A 19,057-nucleotide genomic window follows, 5' to 3' on the forward strand; every position below is an offset into this window, starting at 1 on the left:
GCTTAACGTTAACAACGCTTAAGGCTTAGCGCTACCTTGCTTGAGCAATAGCTCGGCCTTAGCCCCTAGGTACACATAAATCCCCAGCCCCACCAGCAAACCAACCACAGCAAACATCATCCAGATAGCGGGTTGAACATATTTCATCTCACCCAACGATGCCTTAAACATGGTCAGCAAGGCCTCGATAGAAATAGCAATTAAGATGGTGGAGATAAAACGGGTGATGGTGCGCCGCGTCGAGCTATGACGGAAGATATCTTTGTGCATCAACACCTCCTCTTCCAATATGGTTTTGCCCAAATCAAATACCGCCAGCGCCAAGGTGATAAAGATAATAATGCCAAAGGGTTTAATTGAGCCACTGGGCACTCGCCCGTCAGCTAACAGCGAGGCAATGTCCACCGCAGCCATACTGATCAGCACCATCACCATAATAAACAGTCCCAGCACTAGGGCGCAGTAGACACTTTTAAATAAAGGGGTCGCCTTACGACGAGCGCTATCGCCCATCATAAATTCGATCAATTGAGTCAGATTCACATCGACCACGATATAACCTTGCTCGCCATTATCGCCAATTCGGTAGGAGGCCGACAAACATAATTTACCACTGGCATTCGACAAGTAAGGATGGGTGATATTCAGCGTCTGGAGTGGTTGCGCCTTTGAAAAATAGGGCCGATGACTGCGGTTTAAGTTACGCCCCACGGGAATAGCCTCCACGACTCGATTAACAATGGCGACGTTATCACTGATCTGTACCCCATCGGCATCTAAGATATACAGCAACTCGATAAAGGGGTAGCTGTTGGCCATTTCGGCCATAGCCCGCACCCGCATCCGCATCCCAGGGTCCGACAGCATCACAGGATCGCTAATCCCCACTAAAATCGACTCCAGCAGCTCTTTCACCAACTGCTCATGTTCATGGTATCGCTCTATTACACTCAAATAGCTCATGGCTGCCATAGGTTGCTCCAATAATGACCACAAGCAAGGCCTTTGCAACTATGACGCCAATGACAAAGCGTCGACCATAACCATATGCGATCGTCAGCGCCCCCCCCCAACAGGGGCGCTAGGCAGAGGGCCGCCAATCATCAGACCCAACCAATAAGGCAGCTAATCGCGCCGATACTACTCCTCGAAACGCACCGACTGAGCTCGTGCGCACCAAAATAGAGCATGGTTAATAGATGCAGCCTCGCTGACCACTAAGAGAAAAATGAGCAATTAACGCCGAGCACAGTTCAAAGGTTTGGTCGCTGCGAACTAAGTGGGTCAATGACTTACACTGCAAGCTGATTTTACCTCTTGGACTCGCAGCGCTGGCCAAATAAGCTAGCCAAATTGGGGAAATCAGCTTAGGATCGGGGTAGCTATTGAGGCGATTAATTTTAATGCAATGTGGAGTAAGCCAACATTATGGGTATTAGAGCCATAGTTGTAGATACCGCGGGTACAACAACCGATCTTAACTTTATTAAAGACATCCTTTTCTCTTATTCTGCGAAGGCGCTTCCCGATTTTATTAAAGAAAATCAAAACAATGTGTTAGTTGATAACTGCATTAGCGATGTAAAAGATATCGCCTTAGAACCAGAAGCATCTCTGGATCGTGTCGTCGAAATTTTACAGCAATGGATAGATGAAGACCGTAAAGCAACGCCACTAAAAACCCTGCAAGGCTTAATCTGGAAACAGGGTTACGATAAAGGCGAGTTTAAGGGCCATATATTCCCTGACTTTATCGACGCCATTAAGCAATTTAAAGCCGAAAACCTGCGCGTTTACAGCTTCTCCTCTGCCTCGGTAGATGCACAGAAATTGCTTTTTAGTCATAGTGATGGCGGCGATCTGACCGAATATTTCAATGGCCATTTCGACACTCGTACAGGCCATAAGCTCTTTAAGCAGGCCTATAGCAATATCATCAACACCATCAGCTTAAAACCCAAGCAAGTGCTGTTTATCTCTGACTTGTTAGAGGAGTTAAAAGCCGCCGAACAAGCGGGGCTTCGCACGGTACAGATGGTACGCGACACCACCCAGCGCACTGGTGAGTACCCACAAATCACCAGCTTTGCCGAGCTAAAACTGCAAGACTAAACAGTGATTTTACCCAGCAAAAGGCATCGTTAACGATGCCTTTTTTGATCCACTCACTCCCCCTTGTTGCTGACTAAACATGCTGTTATGCTCAATTAAACGAGCGTTTTAATTTGAGTCCCAATAACAGCAACAGGAAGTAAGCCAAGTGGAACAATTTATCAAACAGTACCCCATTCGCAGTCAAATCAATGTCGCCTGGGGAGAGATGGATGCCCTACAACACGTTAATAATGTCGTTTATTTCCGTTATTTCGAAACCGCTCGAATTAACTTCTTTAATCGCTTTTTTCCGCTCGATGAGATGTATAAATCGGGGGTTGGACCTGTGATCAGCGACAATAGCGCACGCTATAAGCGGCCGGTGACCTTTCCCGACACCTTGCATGTTGGTGTGAGCATTAGCGATATACAAAGCGATAGATTTACCATGCATTACCATATTTACAGCGAGCAACAACAAGCGATTACGACTACTGGATCTTCAGTCGCTGTGATGTTTAATTTTCATAGTCAAACTAAAGCCGAGCTCACCCCTGAGTTACTTGCCGTGTTGCGTGAGCACCAACAAGACGCATAACACAACCACAGGCGCCTCAGTCGCAGCGTTAGTTTCATTTTCACAAACTAAAGCCGAGCTCAAGTTAAGCGAGCCCCTGAGTTACTTGCTGTATTGCATGAACATCAACAAGACGCATAACACAACCACAGGCGCCTCGGTCACGATGTTGATTAGGCGCCCCGCGTGTAAATGAGCCGTTGATATTCATCCCATTTGGTCAGTGATTCATGTATTGAGACTCACAATATGGTGGGTTTATAACGGCTCGTTAAACAGCAATATCAAGCCACCACCACTTAAGCCACTGTTAATATTAAGTGTGATGCCTAAACCGATATTATCGACCCAAGCCGCCAGTGACGGGGTTTCGATTATCCAGCCAGCCCCCAGCTCATAGTAATAACGCGTGCCCATTGGGTCGACCACATCACCACTTAAGTCAACCCGCTTAACCTGCAACACCAGTTCATTACGACGCGACCATACACTGGGTAATCCATAATGGAACACCAGTGTATTGCTAAAACGACTCACCTCGGGTGACACTGACTGCGCGCCATTATCGGTCAATACTGTGCGGCCATAGGCATAACGAAACGCACTGATAAACTCCCATTTGTGGCCAAATAAGTCACTGGTGTAAGTCAATTCAACATTGGGGTCGACCATCACCGCGCCATAACGGGTATTCACTATCACGCCATCCAACTGCGACCGCTGTGCGGCCAAGATAGGATCGCGATACTCTAAACGGTTTTCTAACCACAATAACTGTCCACCTACACCGAATACCACCTGCCAACGAGGCGTGAACAGATATTGCCAGCGGTACTCGGCCGCTAATAGATAACTGGTATCCTCTAGGGGACTCATTAACGACTTATCATCAATACCCAAAATATCTTCTGTGGCGTTAACATAGGAGAGTCGCACCGCACTCGATACCTGCCAGTCGCGATTAAACTCACTGGGCTTGCTTTCCCAGGGCAGAGAATAGTTGCGCAACTGACTGCGCCGGCGCAGAGAATCGGCATCACCGGCATTAATATCGCCAATCCCCCCTAAATCGATAAATGCATTAGGATCGAAGTCGACAATACCTAAGGTGATCAAATTCGCATCGGTGAGCACAATTGCGCTAGTGACATCGCCTTTGACCTTGGTTTCGACAGCCTGTCGCAATGCATCCTCAACCGCCGATACAGGGAGACTCCATCCGATCAAAACCAAACCGAGCGCCGATAAATAACGCAACATAATGCCCCCAGTTAACCATCGATGAATCAATTGCACCTCGCTAACTCTAACGCCATATAACTTTCTATTGATGAGATATTGCTCTCAGGCTCATACTTAATGAACCTGCACCATGGTAAGAGATAGCATAACCTTAGATAAAGTAGCCGCTGTGCAGTGATGACATCTCAAACTTGTCCTTGATGTTATTAACAAGGCAAACTCACACACAAGTAAACAGTGCATTTTACTTTTAATACAAAAGGTTAAGTATTGATGACAGCTATTTGAGATACCTTGGTTATCCTGAGTTCAGATTACATAGCCCGATCGCTAAATACAACCAAGGCTCCCATGAAAAGGGATCGCCCAGATTGATAAGCACAACACAGGCATCACAGCACTAAACGTGCTAACGTCAGCAGAGCCAAGATATCAAGGGAATACACATGAGCCAGTCAACCATTTTACATCAGGCCGATAAACAGAGATTTGTGATTTTAATCGATGACCAGCAAGCACTGCTTGAATACCAGATTGAGGACGATCATATCGATTTTAATCGCACTTACGTACCCGATGCATTGAGAGGGCGAGGACTAGCCGAACGTTTAGTGCGCCATGGGCTAAAGTGGGCCAAGGCACAACCACTCACCATCAGTGCAAGTTGCTGGTATGTACAAAAATTCTTGCGCTAACCTAATGATGATAAATCGCCGTCGTGACCGCATAACCCCACTCGCAACGGCTATTTAAATCGCTTAGTCTCCAGTGCGCTGCGCTAAGGCCCTGCTTAACCATGTCGGGGATCGGCACGCTCTGATTAGCGCCATAATCATAATGCACCAAGGTGGTTTGAGCCTCAGCGGTCATTTTCCCCGCCTGCCAGCACTGCTGCGTCACCTCAAAGCTACTGTTACCAATACGGCTCACCCACGTTTTGACCTCAACAGGCTGACCAAAGAAGGTGGGCGAGGTATAGGCAATGGTGAACCCTGCCACAATCAAGTTCCACTCATCAAGATTCAGGCTAGGATTAAACAAGCTAAAAATAGGCTCACGCCCCACCTCAAACCAAATGGGGATCACGGTATTGTTGATATGCCCCAAGCCATCGGTTTCATTGAAACGTGGGTTAAGGGTTGTGCTAAAAAATGTCTCAGCCACTGAAGTATCCTTGTAAAGGTACGCTTATTATTGTGCTGCTGACGTTAACTGAGAAGATTGAACGATGCAATATGAACTTTAGGCTTGAGGGCTTGAGGGCTTGAGGGCTTGAGTAAGATTATCACCTCAACCTTGCATCAAGCCCCTCTTTCGCACAAAGTCTTTAGCTATTTACCGTACATGGCATTAATTTCGGTAGAGTATTTATGATAAATCATCTTACGGCGTAGTTTCATGGTGGGGGTAATAAGCCCTGCTTCCATAGAAAATGCCTCGGGTAACAAAGTGAACTTTTTGATCTGCTCAAACCCTGCCAACTCAACCTGCAAATGCTTTAACCTTTGTTCAAAATGCTCAATCACATGACTATGACGCAACAGTTCAATAGGCGACTCATAATGCAACCCTTTGTCTTTGGCCCAAGCTTCGAGCGAGGCAAATGCCGGCACGATTAAGGCGGTCACATAGTTTTTAGCATCGGCAATAATGGCCACCTGTTCGATATAAGGACAACAGCCCACCTTACCTTCGACACGTTGCGGCGCAATATATTTACCATTTGAGGTTTTCATCAACTCTTTAATGCGATCGGTAATAAACAGATTACCTTGCTCGTCGATATAACCTGCGTCTCCGGTTTTTAACCAACCATCTTCAAAGCTGGCTTCAGTCTCTTGCGGGCGGTTGTAATAGCCACGCATCACAGTATCACCGCGAACTAAGATCTCATCATCTTTACCTAACTTGATCTCCACTTCAGGTAGCACCTTACCGTTGGAGCCCGCTAAGCGATTGGCCAAGGTATTACAGGTGACGGTTGCCGTGGTTTCTGTCATGCCATAGCCACATAAAACAGGAATATCAATAGCATGGAAAAAGCTCGCCACCGTTTTGTCGAGTGCCGCGCCACCACAAGGCATAAACTTTAAGCGCCCACCCAGTACTTGCTGCAACTTGCTAAACACTAATTTGTGCGCCAGTTTATGCTGTAAACCTAACCACACCGTGCCTTTAGCGCGCCCTTGGCTGACTTCAAACTGACGCTCACCGACTGACATCGCCCACGCAAACAGTTTTTGCCTTGCCGCTGGCGCCTTCGCCACTTTATCTTGCACTGCGCTATAGACTTTTTCGAGGAAACGCGGCACCACACACAGGGTATGGGGCTTCACGTCGGCAATGGCTTCCTTGACCATCATAGGGTTTTGCAGGTAAACGTTGTGACCGCCACGGCATAGCACGTAGAAGCTCCAGCCACGCTCAAATACATGACTTAATGGTAAAAAGGCCAGTGACACATCGCCGGGAGTAAAAGGCAAAATGGTGTCATGTTGACGGATAACCGAGGCGATATTGCGATAATCGAGCATCACCCCTTTAGGGTCCCCCGTTGTGCCTGAGGTATAGATTAGGGTTAATAGATCATCGAGACTGGTCTGGCTCAGTCGTTGCAATAACTCAACTTCAATCGCGGGATCTACCGCCGGATTAAGCAAGCTATCGAAATGATAATGCGCTGGGTCAATCAGGGTCACATCTGAATCAAACACCACTATATGGGTCAGCGTGGCACAGCGCTTGGTGAGCTCGCAAGCCATCAGGTATTGCGCCGCATCCCCCACAAAAATCAGTTTTGCCTGCGCATCATCTATGATGTAAGCCGCTTGTTCTATTGTACTAGTGGGATATATAGGCACCACAACCGTTTTGGCTTTTAAGGCTCCCACATCGGCGCAAGTCCATTGTGGAGAATTTTGTGACAGGATAACGACTCTATCTTGTAGCGCTAAATCGAAACGGATCAGCGCCTTAGCTATAGCATCACTGATATTATCAAATGCAGACCAGCTGATCTGATGCCAAGGTGCTGCACTACCATAGCCCTCGAGCGCAATGGCATCGCCGCGTTTAAGGCTCTGCTCCTGGATCAGGCGTATTGGATGATATTGCTCGAGTGACATAAGTTTTATAACCTTTTTAGCGTACAGGTGTACCTCTTTTAGCGCATTTTACTTTAACCTTGCCTAAAAAATAAGAGCTTTTGCTCCAACACTGTTAATTGGCGCACAAAACGGTAGCAAATGACACATGACTCACCCACTGTGATTATATTATTTTTATTTTATTACAGTAAGTTAGACGTAAAAACCAGACTCATCAGACCTCTTATAGATAACATAATTTAATTGAGCTTCATTCCATAGGCTGGCTGCTATAACGAATCAGTCTGTTGACACAATGTCGTTCTCGCATTAGCCTTTCAGCAGCTTATTAACCTATTGATAAAAAACTGAATTAACATTGTCGCAATATGCGCATTCAAGGGATGAATATCATGCCACAAGCCAACATTATGCACACGGCAAGCGATAAGGAACGTCAGACTCAGTTAGCACTGTGGCTGTTACTGCCGCTGGCTGCCATGCTATTTTCTCTTACCAGCCATGCCGAGACAGAGACCGCGCCCACCAACGACACTTGTTATGTCGACGGTCTGCCAGATAGGCTGCGCTGCGGCTTTGTCACAGTGCCTGAAAATTACGCTCACCCCGAAGGTCGGCAGCTCAACATCCATTACTCGGTACTGCCAGCAATAAAACCGAGCTTTACTAACGAAGCCTTGCTCGCCATTGCCGGCGGCCCAGGGCAATCGGCAATTGAAAACGCGCCGACGTTCGATCGCATGTTAAGTAAAGTCCGCCAGCAGCGCGATATTCTGCTGATAGACCAAAGAGGTACAGGGCAGTCCAACCTATTACAATGCGAGGGCGAAGGCTTTGAAGGGGCGTTATCACTCAACGAGGATGATTTAGATATTGCGAGCGAAACTCAAAAGTGCCTCGACGGACTCGATGCCGATGTCAGCCAATATGGCAGTGAAATAGCGTTAAAAGATTTCGAAGCAGTTCGAGCCCACTTAGGTTACGACAAACTCCATGTCTATGGCATTTCATACGGTACGCGTATGGCGCAACTGTACATGCGTCATTACCCGCAAGTCTTGGCCACAGTCACATTAGACGGCGTAGTGCCGATGCAGCAAAGTGTGTTGCATATTGGTGATGCGATAGACAGAGCCATCAGCTTACTGATCGATGACTGCAGCAGTAATGCCTTATGCCATGGGCAGTTTGCCGACCTTGAACAGGACTTGCAGCAGGTGAATACGCGCCTCGCCCAAGCCCCAGTGAGTAGCCAAGTTCGCGACCCGTTAACCAACGAGCCGCTCACGCTTGTGATGACCCGCGCTAAGTTTATGGGGGCGCTGCGTATGGCCATGTACACCCCGAATATCAGAGCGCTATTGCCCCACGCGATTCATCAAGCCGCGCAAGATAACTTCCAAGCCATTATGGGCTTATATGCTCTGACGATAGACAGCACAGGCATTGCGACTGGCATGCACTCATCAGTGGTGTGTGGTGAAGATTGGCAGCGCTTTAGCCAAATCGAGCGCCAGCAAGCCGAGCAAAGCTACTTCACCCGCGAAATGGTCAATGCCTTCGATCTTTACTGCCCGATTTGGAATGTACCCGCTGTTGACGCCGAGTTTTCAGCCCCGATTGCCAGTAATATTCCCACCTTGGTGTTATCGGGACAGTTAGATCCCGCGACGCCTCCGAGCTGGGGCGAGATGGCGATGGCGCAACTGAGCAATGCCAAGCATTTTATCGCCCCCTATGCCACCCACGGAGTAGCCTACCAATCCTGTGGCAACGATCTCATCGCCCAGCTTGTCAGCAGCAACAGCCTTGATGACATATCCGATGAATGCCTAAGCAAAGATGTTAGCCGTAATTTTTACCTCAACGCGAATACTGTCGAAGCGCTCCCTGCAGCCAAACAAGCCCGTTCATCGACATCCCATACTAAGGCACAAGGAGTGCGTCATGATTAAAGTAGCTAATCTTTCTAAGCGTATTGGTGACGTACAGGCGCTTAATGACCTGAGTTTTGAGGCGCTCGATGGCCAAATAACCGGACTGCTCGGCCCCAATGGTGCGGGTAAAACCACCTGTTTGCGTACCGTGTTTGGTTTACTTAAACCCGATAATGGCATCGCCGAAATTGACGGTATCGATGTGGCTAAGTTTCCGGTCAAAGCCAAGCAGCAACTGGGGTTATTTCCCGATCCCTTTGGCCTGTATGAACGCCTTACCCCCAGAGAATACGTGAGCTATTTTGCCGAGCTCAACGGGTTACCGCGTGCACAGGCCAAAGCAGCGGCGGCAAGCGTGCTCAACAAATTACATATGGATGATATTGCCGACCGCAAATGCAAAGGCTTTTCTCAGGGACAACGAATGAAAACCGCCCTAGCCCAGGCCATAGTGCACGAACCTACCAACATCATTCTCGATGAGCCCACCCGAGGCCTAGATGTGATGAGCACGCGAGTACTGCGCGATCTGCTAAAAGACCTTAAAGCGGCCGGCCACTGCGTGTTGTTTTCTAGCCATGTGATGCAAGAGGTCGCCGCTCTGTGCGATAGGGTGATAGTGATGGCACAAGGCAAGGTGGTTGCCATCGGCAGCCCAGAGCAGTTGTGCCAACAAACAGGCAAGGCCTCATTAGAAGATGCCTTTATCGCATTAATTGGCACCGATGAGGGGATTGCAGCATGATCAGCACCATTATAGCCATGGTTCGAAAAGAGCTGATCGATGCCGCCCGCGATAAACGCTCGGTCATGGCCGGCCTCTATTATGCTATCGGCGCGCCGCTGATGATGTGCGGCATGTTTATGCTGCTGATAGGCCAAATAACCAGCCCCGAAGCACTTAATATTACCATCACCCATGGCGAACGCGCCCCCGATCTGGTTAAGTTTCTTGCCAGTAACGATATTAGCCAAGGCGATAAAGCCGAGCGCAAAGAGATAGAGCTGATAATTAGCCAAGATTATGCCAGCAATATGGCCAAAAGCCGCACGGCCGAATTAACCCTTATTGCCGATAATTCCAATGAAAAGTTGCAATCCTCTATTCGGCGCATTGAAAAAAGCTTGCAAGAATACAGCGCCGAAATGGGTAGCCTACGCCTAATAGCCAGAGGGATTGACCCTAAAGTGGTGCAGCCGATAAAAGTGACGGTAGAAGATCAAGCCACCAGCGATTCTAAAGGCGGCATGATCTTAGGTATTGCGATATTTATGATGGTGTATGCGGTATTTATCTCGGGCATGAACCTAGCCATCGACACCAGCGCTGGAGAGCGCGAACGCAACTCGCTGGCGTTGCTGCTGAGCCATCCGGTATCGACGCGTGACATAGTGCTCGCCAAGGTCGCCGCGGTCACCATATTTGCCATGCTGGGATTAGTGTTGACCTTACTCATCTCAAAAATTGCCTACGGCTTTGTACCTTGGCAAGAGCTGGGCTTTAGCGTCAATATCACCCCTGATTTTATTGGGTTAATGCTGGTTATCGGCCTGCCGATCGCACTTATGGCCGCTTCATTGCAGTTATTTGTGTCATTTATGGCAAAGTCATTTAAAGAGGCACAGTCTTACCTAACGATAGTGCTCATAGTGCCCATGATGCTGTCAATGGCGGCCAGTTACAACATAGCGCCAGACACCTTACAGTGGCTACCCGTGTCCGGACAGATGCAGGCACTTATCGCCTTTATTAAAGGCAAAGAGATACCGCTAATGCAGCTGCTACTGTCGAGTGCTACAACCTTAGCCATCACCTTTGCCCTAATGCTGGGCATGGAGCGCTCCCTCAAGAGTGAAAAGATTGTCTTTGGCTTGTAACGCCAAAAGGCGCTGAATGCATAGGCTGTAAAGCGCTGGTCAAAGGTGCTTTACTGTTTAACACCGCGCTGAGTATTTGCCATTAAAAAGAGCGCCTAATATGCGCTCTTTTTACATCAGTAAAAGGTCGACTGATATGGCTTATTTAGCTTTGGGTCTAAATGGCTTAATCACAGCTTCATCACACTCTAAGAAAGGCCCGTCCATCAAATCGATACAATAAGGGATAGCAGGGAATACCGCATCGAGACATTCACGAATCGATTTTGGCTTGCCGGGTAAATTAACTATCAATGAGTCACCGCGCAGGCCAGCGGTTTGACGCGATAAAATGGCGGTGGGCACAAATTTTAATGATTCGGCGCGCATCAGCTCACCAAAACCAGGCATCATGCGATCGCACACCGCTTCGGTGGCTTCTGGCGTCACATCGCGCTTTGCAGGGCCTGTACCGCCAGTCGTGACGATAAGGCTACAATTTTGCTCATCGGCCATCTTAATTAAGGTCGCTTCAATCACATCCTGCTCGTCAGGGATCACCTCGTAAACCGGTTGCCACTCAGAGGTCAGGTATTGGTTTAGCACCTCAATAATGGCCTTACCAGAAATATCTTCATACACGCCCGCACTCGCTCGGTCACTTACGGTCACTATGCCAATTTTTGCTATTGCCATTACACTTTCCTCTTTTAGCGCAGTCGATTGAGAGAATGCTAACCACTCTCGTTTAGCCGCTAAAATAACACATTTTACCTTGAGCTTGGCATCTATCGCACCAAATTGAGACAGCGGATGTAAGCCTCTGTCCCGCTAAGCCTGACATAAGCTTGCTCTGCGCATGCTAAAGAGCAAAAACACACTTAAGGGCATGATACGGTTGGAGTAAATGGAATGACGTAGCCTGATAATAGGCCTGTGACATAAAAATGAACCACCTGCGTAGGACAATACCTATGCACCTTAGCCAACGGTAATGTATTGACCGTCATCATAATAGACAAGGCAATTACGCCCATCAGCTTTGGCTTTATAAACGGCTTCTTCGGCTAATACCAACAGATGAGAAAAGTCGGTCATTTGCGCATTGGCGACCAGTAAGCCAAAACTTCCGGTCACCATTATCCCCATCGGCTTTAGCTGCTGTAGACGTTGGCGCACACTTTCAGCTTTCTCACGAGCCTCTGTCATGCCAGACTCCATCAAAATAATAAACTCTTCACCGCCCATCCGCGCCACCATATCCTCCTTGCGAAAGCTATCTTGCAGTAGCTTAGACACGGCCTGTAATATTTTATCGCCAACATGGTGACCATTAAAGTCATTAATTTTTTTGAAGTTATCCAAATCTAACATCACCACAGACAGTTCTGTTTGGTGGCGAGCCATACTCGACAGACTCTGAGCTGCCCACTCGGCCAAGAAGTGACGATTGTAGAGACCGGTCAACTGATCGTGCAACGCCATAAACTGTAACTTGTCGCTATGCTGTTTTAATTGCAAATGAGTCGCGACTCGAGCACGGACAATCGCAGGGTGAATAGGCTTGTTAATGTAGTCGACGGCACCTAACGCTAAGCCTTTTTGCTCATTATCATCGGCATCTTTAGCGGTAACAAAAATAACCGGAATATGGGCCGTGTCGGTATCAGCCTTCAACTGCCGACACACCTCATAACCGTCCATATCGGGCATGTCTATCGTTAACAAAATCAAGTCGGGTTGCTGCTTAGCCAAAGCTAAACACTCTTTGCCGCTTGCTGCGGCCCAAATTTGATATTGCCCTTTTAAACATTGCCTCATGATGAGCACATTGGTTTTTACATCATCAACCACCAGCACAACAGAAAGCGCTTCCATACTTTCCCCTAGCTTTCATCAGTCAATTAGATACAACTATTCAAATGGATAGCCTCAATTTAACAGTGTAGCAGATGCACCACCATTCAAAGGGTTGGGTAAAAAGTACAATAAAAACAACAATAAAAAATAATATCGTGCGATAGCAATCACCTTAATATCCATTTAAATGGCACTAGAGACAAGTTGAGATGAGAAACCGTGTAAACTAACATCCTTGTTCACCGCTACCAACAAGATAGCCGTGTGCAATACAAGATGATTGTCGTGATGCAGCAGAGACTCTAGATATACCAGTAACAGGAACAACCCATGCCTAATATCGGCTCGCCGACTGATACCAGCTTTGACGATTTTATCGCACCTAAGTGCGATGATGTGGTCACGATTTTATATCAAGATGATGATATCTTATTGATCAATAAGCCCAGTGGTTTACTGAGCTTGTCAGGCAAACATCCCCTTAACCAAGATTCAGTACACTACCGCTTAGTCCATGGTCAGGCAGGAGTTAGCCCTGCATTTCCTGAGGCCAAATTGCCACATCGATTAGACTTTGGCACATCGGGCATCATGGTTGTGGGGCTGCATGCAGAGTCGACCCGACACCTCAATAAACAGTTTCAAGCGCACACCATTAACAAGCGCTACATGGCACTACTACAAGGTTGGGTTACAGATGATAATGGCCAGATCACCGCGCCAATAGCAAAAGATAGGGATCACTTTCCACGAGTCAAAATTTGCTCCACCACAGGCAAGCCGGCCATCAGTGAATACATTGTCTTACAGCGCCTTGAGCAGCCCTGTCGCACCTTAGTGCAATTTACCCCAGTTACCGGCCGTACGCATCAACTGCGAATACACAGCTTGACCATGGGCCACCCCATTCTTGGGTGCGATCTGTATAACAGCAGCCAAAGTGAACAACTGGCAGAGCGCTTACAATTACACGCCAGTGACCTGTATTTTGAGCATCCAACTCTTGGCGAAACCTACCATGGCCAATGCCCTTGCCCGTTTTAAACCGCTTAATACTCGCAATTACACCGTAAGACCGGCGGCCACGCCGGATGACCATGCCCACTGGAAATTAAACCCACCGAGCCAGCCGCTGACATCCATGACTTCACCGACAAAAAATAACCCTGCGACCTTTTTACTTTGCATATCTTTAGACGATAACTCGTCGGTATCGACGCCACCTAGGGTCACTTCAGCCGTGCGGTAACCTTCGGTTCCGTTCATCAACAATTCCCAGCGATGCAAGTCGGCAACCACTTTATCACGCTGAGCATGCACCAATTGATTCAGCGCCATATTGAGTAACGCCTCATCGAATAACACCTCAATCAGACGCTTAGGTAACCACTGGCTTAAGGTATTGCGCAAGCTTTGTTTCGGGTGCTGCTCGAGTGCCTCAGACAAGCCCTGCGCCGCATCCATGTACGGTAACAGGTTGATAGAGATAGTTTCGCCCGGCTTCCAGTAATTCGATATTTGCAACACCGCGGGCCCTGAAAGCCCCCGGTGGGTAAACAGCAACGCTTCACTAAATTGTGTGCCATCCTGAGCGGTGATGGTACATGGCACAGCGATGCCAGATAATGGCTCAAACTTTTGCTTTTGCTCACTGTGCCAAGTAAAAGGCACCAACCCTGCGCAGGTGGGGAGTACTTTAAGGCCAAACTGTTCGGCCAACTGATAGCCCAATGGCGTCGCGCCCAATTTAGGCATAGACAATCCGCCGGTGGCCACCACTAACGAATCACAACTGTATTCGCCTTTAGAGGTGCGTAATACAAATAGGCCGCTGTCATTTTTGCTCACAGAGATGATGTCGGTGCGCAGCTGGATGCGCGCGCCGGCCCATTCACACTCGGTCAGTAGCATGGTGACTATCTCTTTAGCCGAATCGTTGCAAAATAGCTGACCATGATCGCGCTCATGGTATTCAATACCATGACGTTCAACTAGTTCAATAAAGTCTTGCGAGCGATAGCGAGCCAATGCCGATTTTACAAAATGTGGGTTTCGGCAGATAAAGTTAGCGGGCTCAACCTTTTGATTGGTGAAATTGCAGCGTCCACCGCCACTGATCAGAATTTTACGTCCCGCCTGCTTAGCATTATCGATAACTAAGACATCACGACCTCGATATCCTGCGGTAGCCGCACACATAAGCCCCGCTGCGCCTGCGCCGATAATGATCACATCATGATGTTCCACTTAGATTACCTCTTACTTTGAGTCATGGTTACGCGTTGCATGGAGCAAATGCCAAAAAGGTATGAAACATGTTAGCCCCAATATCACTCTCCTTCACTGCCATCCATGCGCTTCGGAGATAAATACTTATTGCATAAAAAAGGGCGCTATTTTAGCACCCTTTTATTATTTAGTATCACACAGCCTAGGCTTTAATCGCTTTCTGCCGTCTCTGATTTTTTCTCTCTACCCAGCAAAGCTTTTGCAGCTTCGTGAGGAGTGCCACCCTGATACAAGACACGATAGACTTGCTCTGTAATAGGCATTTCAACCCCTAAGCGTTTCGCTAAGGTGTAGACCTCTTTCGTATTGCGGTAGCCTTCAACCACTTGGCCAATCTCAGCTTGCGCTGTATCGACATCTTTACCTTGGCCTAATGCCAAGCCAAAGCGACGATTACGCGACTGGTTATCGGTACAAGTCAACACTAAGTCACCAAGGCCCGCCATCCCCATAAAGGTTGAACCTTGGGCACCTATGGCTTCACCTAGACGCGTGAGCTCAACAAGCCCGCGCGTAATGAGTGCGGTTCGAGCGTTGGCGCCAAAACCGATACCGTCAGACATACCAGCGCTGATGGCGATCACGTTTTTAACCGCACCACCCAACTGCAACCCGATAAAGTCATCATTGGCGTAGACGCGCAAACGACTCGGGCTGTGCAGCAGTTCGACCAGATCGTTAGTAAAGGTGTCATCTGTGCCCGCCACCGAGATGGCTGTAGGCATGCCCGCAGCGAGCTCTTTAGCAAATGTAGGCCCAGACAACACCGCCAGCGGATATTGGTCACCGAGCACTTCGCGTGCGACTTCTTGTAGCAAGCGGCCGGTTTCAGGCTCTAAGCCTTTGGTCGCCCAAACAATACGCGCATCTTGGCGCAGTAAAGGTTTAGCCTGCTTCAACACTTGACCAAATACATGGCTTGGAACAACCACTAGCACATTGTTAGACGCGGCTAATGCCGTGGCTAAATCAGACTCGGGAATGAGTAAATCGGGTAATGCAATACCGGGCAAAAACGCTTCATTAGCGCGATCGCGCTTAAGGTTTTCGATATGCTCAGGGTCATGTCCCCAAAGCAATGTTTTATGACCGTTACTGGCTAAAGAAATAGCAAGGGCGGTGCCATAAGAGCCCGCCCCCAGTACCGTAATATCGGCAGTATTTTTCATGCGTGATTAAGCGTTCGCTTCTTCTGCAGCAGGAGCGGCTTCGGCAGCTGCTTGACGCTGTTGCACGTATTGTGCAAATAGCGCATCAAAGTTAACTGGTGCTAGGTTTAGCTGTGGGAAAGTACCACGAGCCACTAGGCTGCCAACGGTTTCACGCGCGTATGGAAATAGTACGTTAGGACAGTATGCACCTAGAGAGTGAGCCAGTTGCTGCTCTGTTAGGCCGCTGATAGCAAAAATACCCGCTTGCTGTACTTCACATAAGAAAGCTGTTTCTTCACCGTTTTTAGCAGTAACAGTTAGCGAAAGAACCACTTCATAAACGTCGTCAGCCAATTTAGCGCTGCGAGTATCTAGATCTAGCTTAACTTCAGGGCTCCACTCTTTTTGGAAAACAGCTGGGCTATTTGGTGTTTCAAAAGAGATATCTTTAGTGTAAACACGTTGAATGTTGAACTGTGGACCCTGTTGTTCGTTATTTGCTACTTCAGCCATAATTTCCTACCTAATCAATTTATGTGATCTTCCAAACAGAAGAATCATCTTAGGGCTTTTGTTACTCGAGTCCCAATAAGACCTCAGCCACCATCCCGGTTTTAGTTTTGCTTGAAGGATTAACTGGTAATCCTTCAAGCCATTTTTTAAGAGATGACACTCTACTCAAAGTCGCCTTAAAAAAGCAAACACTGAGTGGGTAGAGTTAGCGCTTAGCCTTAGCAACAGGTAAGTTACTTTGTTGCCATTCACTCATACCGCCTTTGAGATTATACACAGATTCAAAACCTGCTTTTACCATCAACTGAGCCGCTTGCGCCGAGGTCATTCCTGCGTTGCATACCATTATAATGGGACTGGCTTTAGCGTTTTCAAGTGCACTTAACTGATTATTTTTAATTTCCGCTAACGGGATGTTAACTGCATCAACAATATGACCTTTTTTGAACTCTTCTTTAGAGCGCACATCGACAATTTTGGCGTTTTGTTTGTTAATTAACAAGGTTGCCTGTTGATGATCAACTGTTTTCACTTTAGAAAGACTAGACTTAAAAACGCTCACTAAAAGCGCAACAAGTAAACCAATCCAAGCAAGGCTAAGCATGGGATTGGCTTTTAAAAATTCGATATATTCTTGCATAATTTACGGCCTACTTCTGTGGCTGGAGGTTCTGTCAGGGCCAAGAGTATAACCGATTGTCGCCGCAGATTGCAGCAAGTTGTTAACCCTTAACGGGCTGACAGATGGTGACAATCGCGCCATCGGTCCAATGTTCGATAACCGCTATCGGAGTAAATCGCTTTTTGATCGCCTGCGTACGTAGTAATATTTAACCAATTTCGAATTGTAATCTTTGTTTCTTAAACTTAAAGGTACCACCATGACGACACGCAAACGCCCTCTGGCACTGCTGATCCTTGATGGCTGGGGTTATCGTGAAGACACCCATAATAATGCGGTATATCACGCCAACACCCCAGTGCTCGACAGACTCAACCAACAGTATCCCAACAGCTTAATTTCAGGCTCAGGCCTCGATGTCGGACTGCCCGATGGTCAAATGGGTAACTCTGAAGTGGGCCATATCAATATCGGCTCCGGCCGTGTGGTTTATCAAGAATTGACCCGTATCGGCAAGGCTATCGAAGACGGTGAGTTTGACACCAACCCAGCCCTCGTCGAAGCCGTAGATAAAGCCATCGCAGCCAATGGTGCTGTGCATATCATGGGGCTATTATCACCTGGTGGCGTGCACAGCCACGAGAATCACATCGAAGCTATGTGTAAGATGGCGGTTAAGCGCGGCGCAAAACATGTTTATTTACATGCTTTTCTCGATGGCCGCGACACCCCACCACGCAGCGCAAAATCGAGCCTTGCCCATTTCAATGAGCTGTTTAACACCTTAGGCACTGGCCGTATAGCCTCTATCATTGGTCGCTACTACGCCATGGACAGAGACAACCGCTGGGATAGAGTGTCTCAGGCTTATGAGTTGATCACTCAAGGTAAAGCACAATACCAGTTTGCAGATGCTGTCGATGCCTTGGCCGCCGCTTATGCGCGTGATGAAAATGATGAGTTTGTCGCCAGTTCGACGATCACCGACGCGCAGGGGCAAGTGGCAACCCTTAACGACGACGATGCATTGATCTTCATGAATTTCCGCGCCGATCGTGCCCGCCAAATTACTCGCAGCTTTATCAATGCTGATTTTGATGGCTTTACCCGCGAGGTCATGCCTAAGGTCAACTTTGTCACCTTGACTGAATACGCCGCCGACATTAAGGCGCCTATCGCTTACCCCTCGGTAGACTTGGTCAATACCTTAGGTGAAGTGTTACAAAACAGCGCTAAAACCCAGTTACGTATATCTGAAACTGAAAAATATGCTCATGTCACCTTCTTCTTCAATGGCGGCAAAGAGGAACCATTTGAAGGTGAAGACCGTATTTTGGTGCAATCACCTAAAGTTGCCACCTATGATCTGCAGCCAGAGATGAACTCTGCCGAGTTAACAGATAAATTGGTCGCAGCCATTGAGTCAACGAAATATGACGTGATTATCTGTAACTACCCTAACGGCGACATGGTAGGCCATACGGGTAACTTTGAAGCCGCCGTTAAGGCCTGTGAGGCGGTAGACGCTTGTATTGGCCGCGTGGTCGAAGCCTTAGCTAAAGTGGATGGCGAGTGTTTAATTACTGCCGACCATGGTAATGCCGAACAGATGACCGACGAGCAAACCGGTCAAGCACATACCGCGCATACCAGCGAGTTAGTGCCATTTATCTATGTGGGCCGCCCGGCAACAATTGCCGACAACGGAAGATTAAGCGATATAGCCCCAACCATGTTAACCTTGATGAATCAAACGGTTCCACCCGAGATGACAGGACGCTCTCTCATCACTCTAACAACCAACTAAG

Annotated in this window: 18 protein-coding genes; 8 read left to right on the top strand and 10 right to left on the bottom strand. The window is 47.9% G+C overall.

The genetic code is table 11. From position 1 onward, the window contains the following. Window positions 1-18: 18 nt before the first annotated feature. The gene (locus AC5YBZ_RS17485) at window positions 19-972 is read right to left on the bottom strand and encodes a PDC sensor domain-containing protein (RefSeq protein WP_494543272.1); all 954 of its coding nucleotides are present in this window, start codon (window positions 970-972) and stop codon (window positions 19-21) included. 456 nt (window positions 973-1,428) lie between these two features. On the opposite strand from AC5YBZ_RS17485, the gene mtnC reads away from it, so the two are divergent. Together mtnC and AC5YBZ_RS17495 are read left to right on the top strand one after the other, a co-directional pair. After that, on the top strand, window positions 1,429-2,112 hold the full coding sequence (gene mtnC, locus AC5YBZ_RS17490; protein WP_475515347.1) for an acireductone synthase: 684 nt from the start codon (window positions 1,429-1,431) through the stop codon (window positions 2,110-2,112). A 148-nt stretch (window positions 2,113-2,260) separates the two neighbouring features. Next, window positions 2,261-2,692, top strand: a complete 432-nt coding sequence (locus AC5YBZ_RS17495) for an acyl-CoA thioesterase (RefSeq protein WP_475515348.1) — start codon at window positions 2,261-2,263, stop codon at window positions 2,690-2,692. A 237-nt stretch (window positions 2,693-2,929) separates the two neighbouring features. Here the strand turns inward: AC5YBZ_RS17495 and AC5YBZ_RS17500 are convergent, their stop codons facing one another. Continuing rightward, a complete protein-coding gene (locus AC5YBZ_RS17500; protein WP_494543273.1) occupies window positions 2,930-3,931 on the bottom strand; it encodes a Solitary outer membrane autotransporter beta-barrel domain in 1,002 nt (333 codons plus the stop codon). 428 nt (window positions 3,932-4,359) lie between these two features. Between AC5YBZ_RS17500 and AC5YBZ_RS17505 the strand changes: the two genes are divergently transcribed. After that, on the top strand, window positions 4,360-4,608 hold the full coding sequence (locus AC5YBZ_RS17505; RefSeq protein ID WP_475515351.1) for a GNAT family N-acetyltransferase: 249 nt from the start codon (window positions 4,360-4,362) through the stop codon (window positions 4,606-4,608). Window position 4,609: 1 nt separating this feature from the next. On the opposite strand, the gene AC5YBZ_RS17510 is transcribed toward AC5YBZ_RS17505, so the two are convergent. Together AC5YBZ_RS17510 and AC5YBZ_RS17515 are read right to left on the bottom strand one after the other, a co-directional pair. Continuing rightward, the gene (locus tag AC5YBZ_RS17510) at window positions 4,610-5,077 is read right to left on the bottom strand and encodes an acyl-CoA thioesterase (RefSeq protein ID WP_494543274.1); all 468 of its coding nucleotides are present in this window, start codon (window positions 5,075-5,077) and stop codon (window positions 4,610-4,612) included. Between the two features lie 167 nt (window positions 5,078-5,244). Then, entirely contained in the window at window positions 5,245-7,038 is a 1,794-nt protein-coding gene (locus AC5YBZ_RS17515) for an AMP-dependent synthetase/ligase (RefSeq protein ID WP_494543275.1), read from the bottom strand. Window positions 7,039-7,412: 374 nt separating this feature from the next. Here AC5YBZ_RS17515 and AC5YBZ_RS17520 point away from each other — a divergent pair, with 374 nt between their 5' ends. From AC5YBZ_RS17520 to AC5YBZ_RS17530, 3 genes are read left to right on the top strand one after another with little or no spacing between them, the layout of a single operon-like run. Continuing rightward, window positions 7,413-8,975: an alpha/beta hydrolase gene (locus AC5YBZ_RS17520; protein ID WP_494543276.1), complete on the top strand. Its 1,563-nt coding sequence runs from the start codon at window positions 7,413-7,415 to the stop codon at window positions 8,973-8,975. After that, the gene (locus AC5YBZ_RS17525; protein WP_494524178.1) at window positions 8,968-9,702 is read left to right on the top strand and encodes an ABC transporter ATP-binding protein; all 735 of its coding nucleotides are present in this window, start codon (window positions 8,968-8,970) and stop codon (window positions 9,700-9,702) included. Before AC5YBZ_RS17520 ends, AC5YBZ_RS17525 begins: the two co-directional genes overlap by 8 nt. Then, window positions 9,702-10,835, top strand: coding sequence for an ABC transporter permease (locus AC5YBZ_RS17530; protein ID WP_475517069.1), 1,134 nt, complete (start codon window positions 9,702-9,704; stop codon window positions 10,833-10,835). The genes AC5YBZ_RS17525 and AC5YBZ_RS17530 overlap by 1 nt, the downstream gene beginning before the upstream one ends. Before the next feature lie 141 nt (window positions 10,836-10,976). Here AC5YBZ_RS17530 and mog read toward each other — a convergent pair whose 3' ends face one another. Both mog and AC5YBZ_RS17540 read right to left on the bottom strand, forming a co-directional pair. Beyond that, the gene (gene mog / locus AC5YBZ_RS17535) at window positions 10,977-11,510 is read right to left on the bottom strand and encodes a molybdopterin adenylyltransferase (RefSeq protein ID WP_475515357.1); all 534 of its coding nucleotides are present in this window, start codon (window positions 11,508-11,510) and stop codon (window positions 10,977-10,979) included. A gap of 285 nt (window positions 11,511-11,795) precedes the next feature. Beyond that, window positions 11,796-12,692: a GGDEF domain-containing response regulator gene (locus AC5YBZ_RS17540; protein WP_494543277.1), complete on the bottom strand. Its 897-nt coding sequence runs from the start codon at window positions 12,690-12,692 to the stop codon at window positions 11,796-11,798. 312 nt (window positions 12,693-13,004) lie between these two features. On the opposite strand from AC5YBZ_RS17540, the gene AC5YBZ_RS17545 reads away from it, so the two are divergent. After that, the gene (locus AC5YBZ_RS17545; RefSeq protein ID WP_494520468.1) at window positions 13,005-13,718 is read left to right on the top strand and encodes an RluA family pseudouridine synthase; all 714 of its coding nucleotides are present in this window, start codon (window positions 13,005-13,007) and stop codon (window positions 13,716-13,718) included. Between the two features lie 18 nt (window positions 13,719-13,736). On the opposite strand, the gene AC5YBZ_RS17550 is transcribed toward AC5YBZ_RS17545, so the two are convergent. The 4 genes from AC5YBZ_RS17550 to AC5YBZ_RS17565 form a co-directional block, all read right to left on the bottom strand. Beyond that, window positions 13,737-14,921 carry a BaiN/RdsA family NAD(P)/FAD-dependent oxidoreductase gene (locus AC5YBZ_RS17550; protein WP_494524181.1) on the bottom strand — a complete coding sequence of 395 codons (1,185 nt, stop codon included), beginning with the start codon at window positions 14,919-14,921 and terminating at the stop codon, window positions 13,737-13,739. Between the two features lie 191 nt (window positions 14,922-15,112). Next, window positions 15,113-16,132 (bottom strand): NAD(P)H-dependent glycerol-3-phosphate dehydrogenase, encoded by a 1,020-nt coding sequence (gpsA, locus tag AC5YBZ_RS17555; RefSeq protein WP_475515361.1) that lies wholly within the window; start codon window positions 16,130-16,132, stop codon window positions 15,113-15,115. A 6-nt stretch (window positions 16,133-16,138) separates the two neighbouring features. Next, entirely contained in the window at window positions 16,139-16,627 is a 489-nt protein-coding gene (gene secB / locus AC5YBZ_RS17560) for a protein-export chaperone SecB (RefSeq protein ID WP_475515362.1), read from the bottom strand. A gap of 205 nt (window positions 16,628-16,832) precedes the next feature. Beyond that, window positions 16,833-17,267: a rhodanese-like domain-containing protein gene (locus AC5YBZ_RS17565; RefSeq protein ID WP_494520466.1), complete on the bottom strand. Its 435-nt coding sequence runs from the start codon at window positions 17,265-17,267 to the stop codon at window positions 16,833-16,835. A 241-nt stretch (window positions 17,268-17,508) separates the two neighbouring features. On the opposite strand from AC5YBZ_RS17565, the gene gpmM reads away from it, so the two are divergent. After that, window positions 17,509-19,056 carry a 2,3-bisphosphoglycerate-independent phosphoglycerate mutase gene (gpmM, locus tag AC5YBZ_RS17570; protein ID WP_494520465.1) on the top strand — a complete coding sequence of 516 codons (1,548 nt, stop codon included), beginning with the start codon at window positions 17,509-17,511 and terminating at the stop codon, window positions 19,054-19,056. Window position 19,057 lies beyond the last annotated feature (1 nt).

The organism is Shewanella sp. 553 (assembly GCF_059338375.1).

What these genes read in the sequence shown, in the direction of transcription:
- AC5YBZ_RS17545 (WP_494520468.1), top strand. Translation starts at nt 13,005, where the DNA reads ATGCCTAATATCGGCTCGCCGACTGATACCAGCTTTGACGATTTTATC.
- mog (WP_475515357.1), bottom strand. Translation starts at nt 11,510, where the DNA reads ATGGCAATAGCAAAAATTGGCATAGTGACCGTAAGTGACCGAGCGAGT.
- gpsA (WP_475515361.1), bottom strand. Translation starts at nt 16,132, where the DNA reads ATGAAAAATACTGCCGATATTACGGTACTGGGGGCGGGCTCTTATGGC.
- AC5YBZ_RS17540 (WP_494543277.1), bottom strand. Translation starts at nt 12,692, where the DNA reads ATGGAAGCGCTTTCTGTTGTGCTGGTGGTTGATGATGTAAAAACCAAT.
- AC5YBZ_RS17500 (WP_494543273.1), bottom strand. Translation starts at nt 3,931, where the DNA reads ATGTTGCGTTATTTATCGGCGCTCGGTTTGGTTTTGATCGGATGGAGT.
- AC5YBZ_RS17520 (WP_494543276.1), top strand. Translation starts at nt 7,413, where the DNA reads ATGCCACAAGCCAACATTATGCACACGGCAAGCGATAAGGAACGTCAG.
- AC5YBZ_RS17485 (WP_494543272.1), bottom strand. Translation starts at nt 972, where the DNA reads ATGGCAGCCATGAGCTATTTGAGTGTAATAGAGCGATACCATGAACAT.
- AC5YBZ_RS17565 (WP_494520466.1), bottom strand. Translation starts at nt 17,267, where the DNA reads ATGCAAGAATATATCGAATTTTTAAAAGCCAATCCCATGCTTAGCCTT.
- AC5YBZ_RS17525 (WP_494524178.1), top strand. Translation starts at nt 8,968, where the DNA reads ATGATTAAAGTAGCTAATCTTTCTAAGCGTATTGGTGACGTACAGGCG.
- AC5YBZ_RS17505 (WP_475515351.1), top strand. Translation starts at nt 4,360, where the DNA reads ATGAGCCAGTCAACCATTTTACATCAGGCCGATAAACAGAGATTTGTG.
- mtnC (WP_475515347.1), top strand. Translation starts at nt 1,429, where the DNA reads ATGGGTATTAGAGCCATAGTTGTAGATACCGCGGGTACAACAACCGAT.
- AC5YBZ_RS17515 (WP_494543275.1), bottom strand. Translation starts at nt 7,038, where the DNA reads ATGTCACTCGAGCAATATCATCCAATACGCCTGATCCAGGAGCAGAGC.
- secB (WP_475515362.1), bottom strand. Translation starts at nt 16,627, where the DNA reads ATGGCTGAAGTAGCAAATAACGAACAACAGGGTCCACAGTTCAACATT.
- gpmM (WP_494520465.1), top strand. Translation starts at nt 17,509, where the DNA reads ATGACGACACGCAAACGCCCTCTGGCACTGCTGATCCTTGATGGCTGG.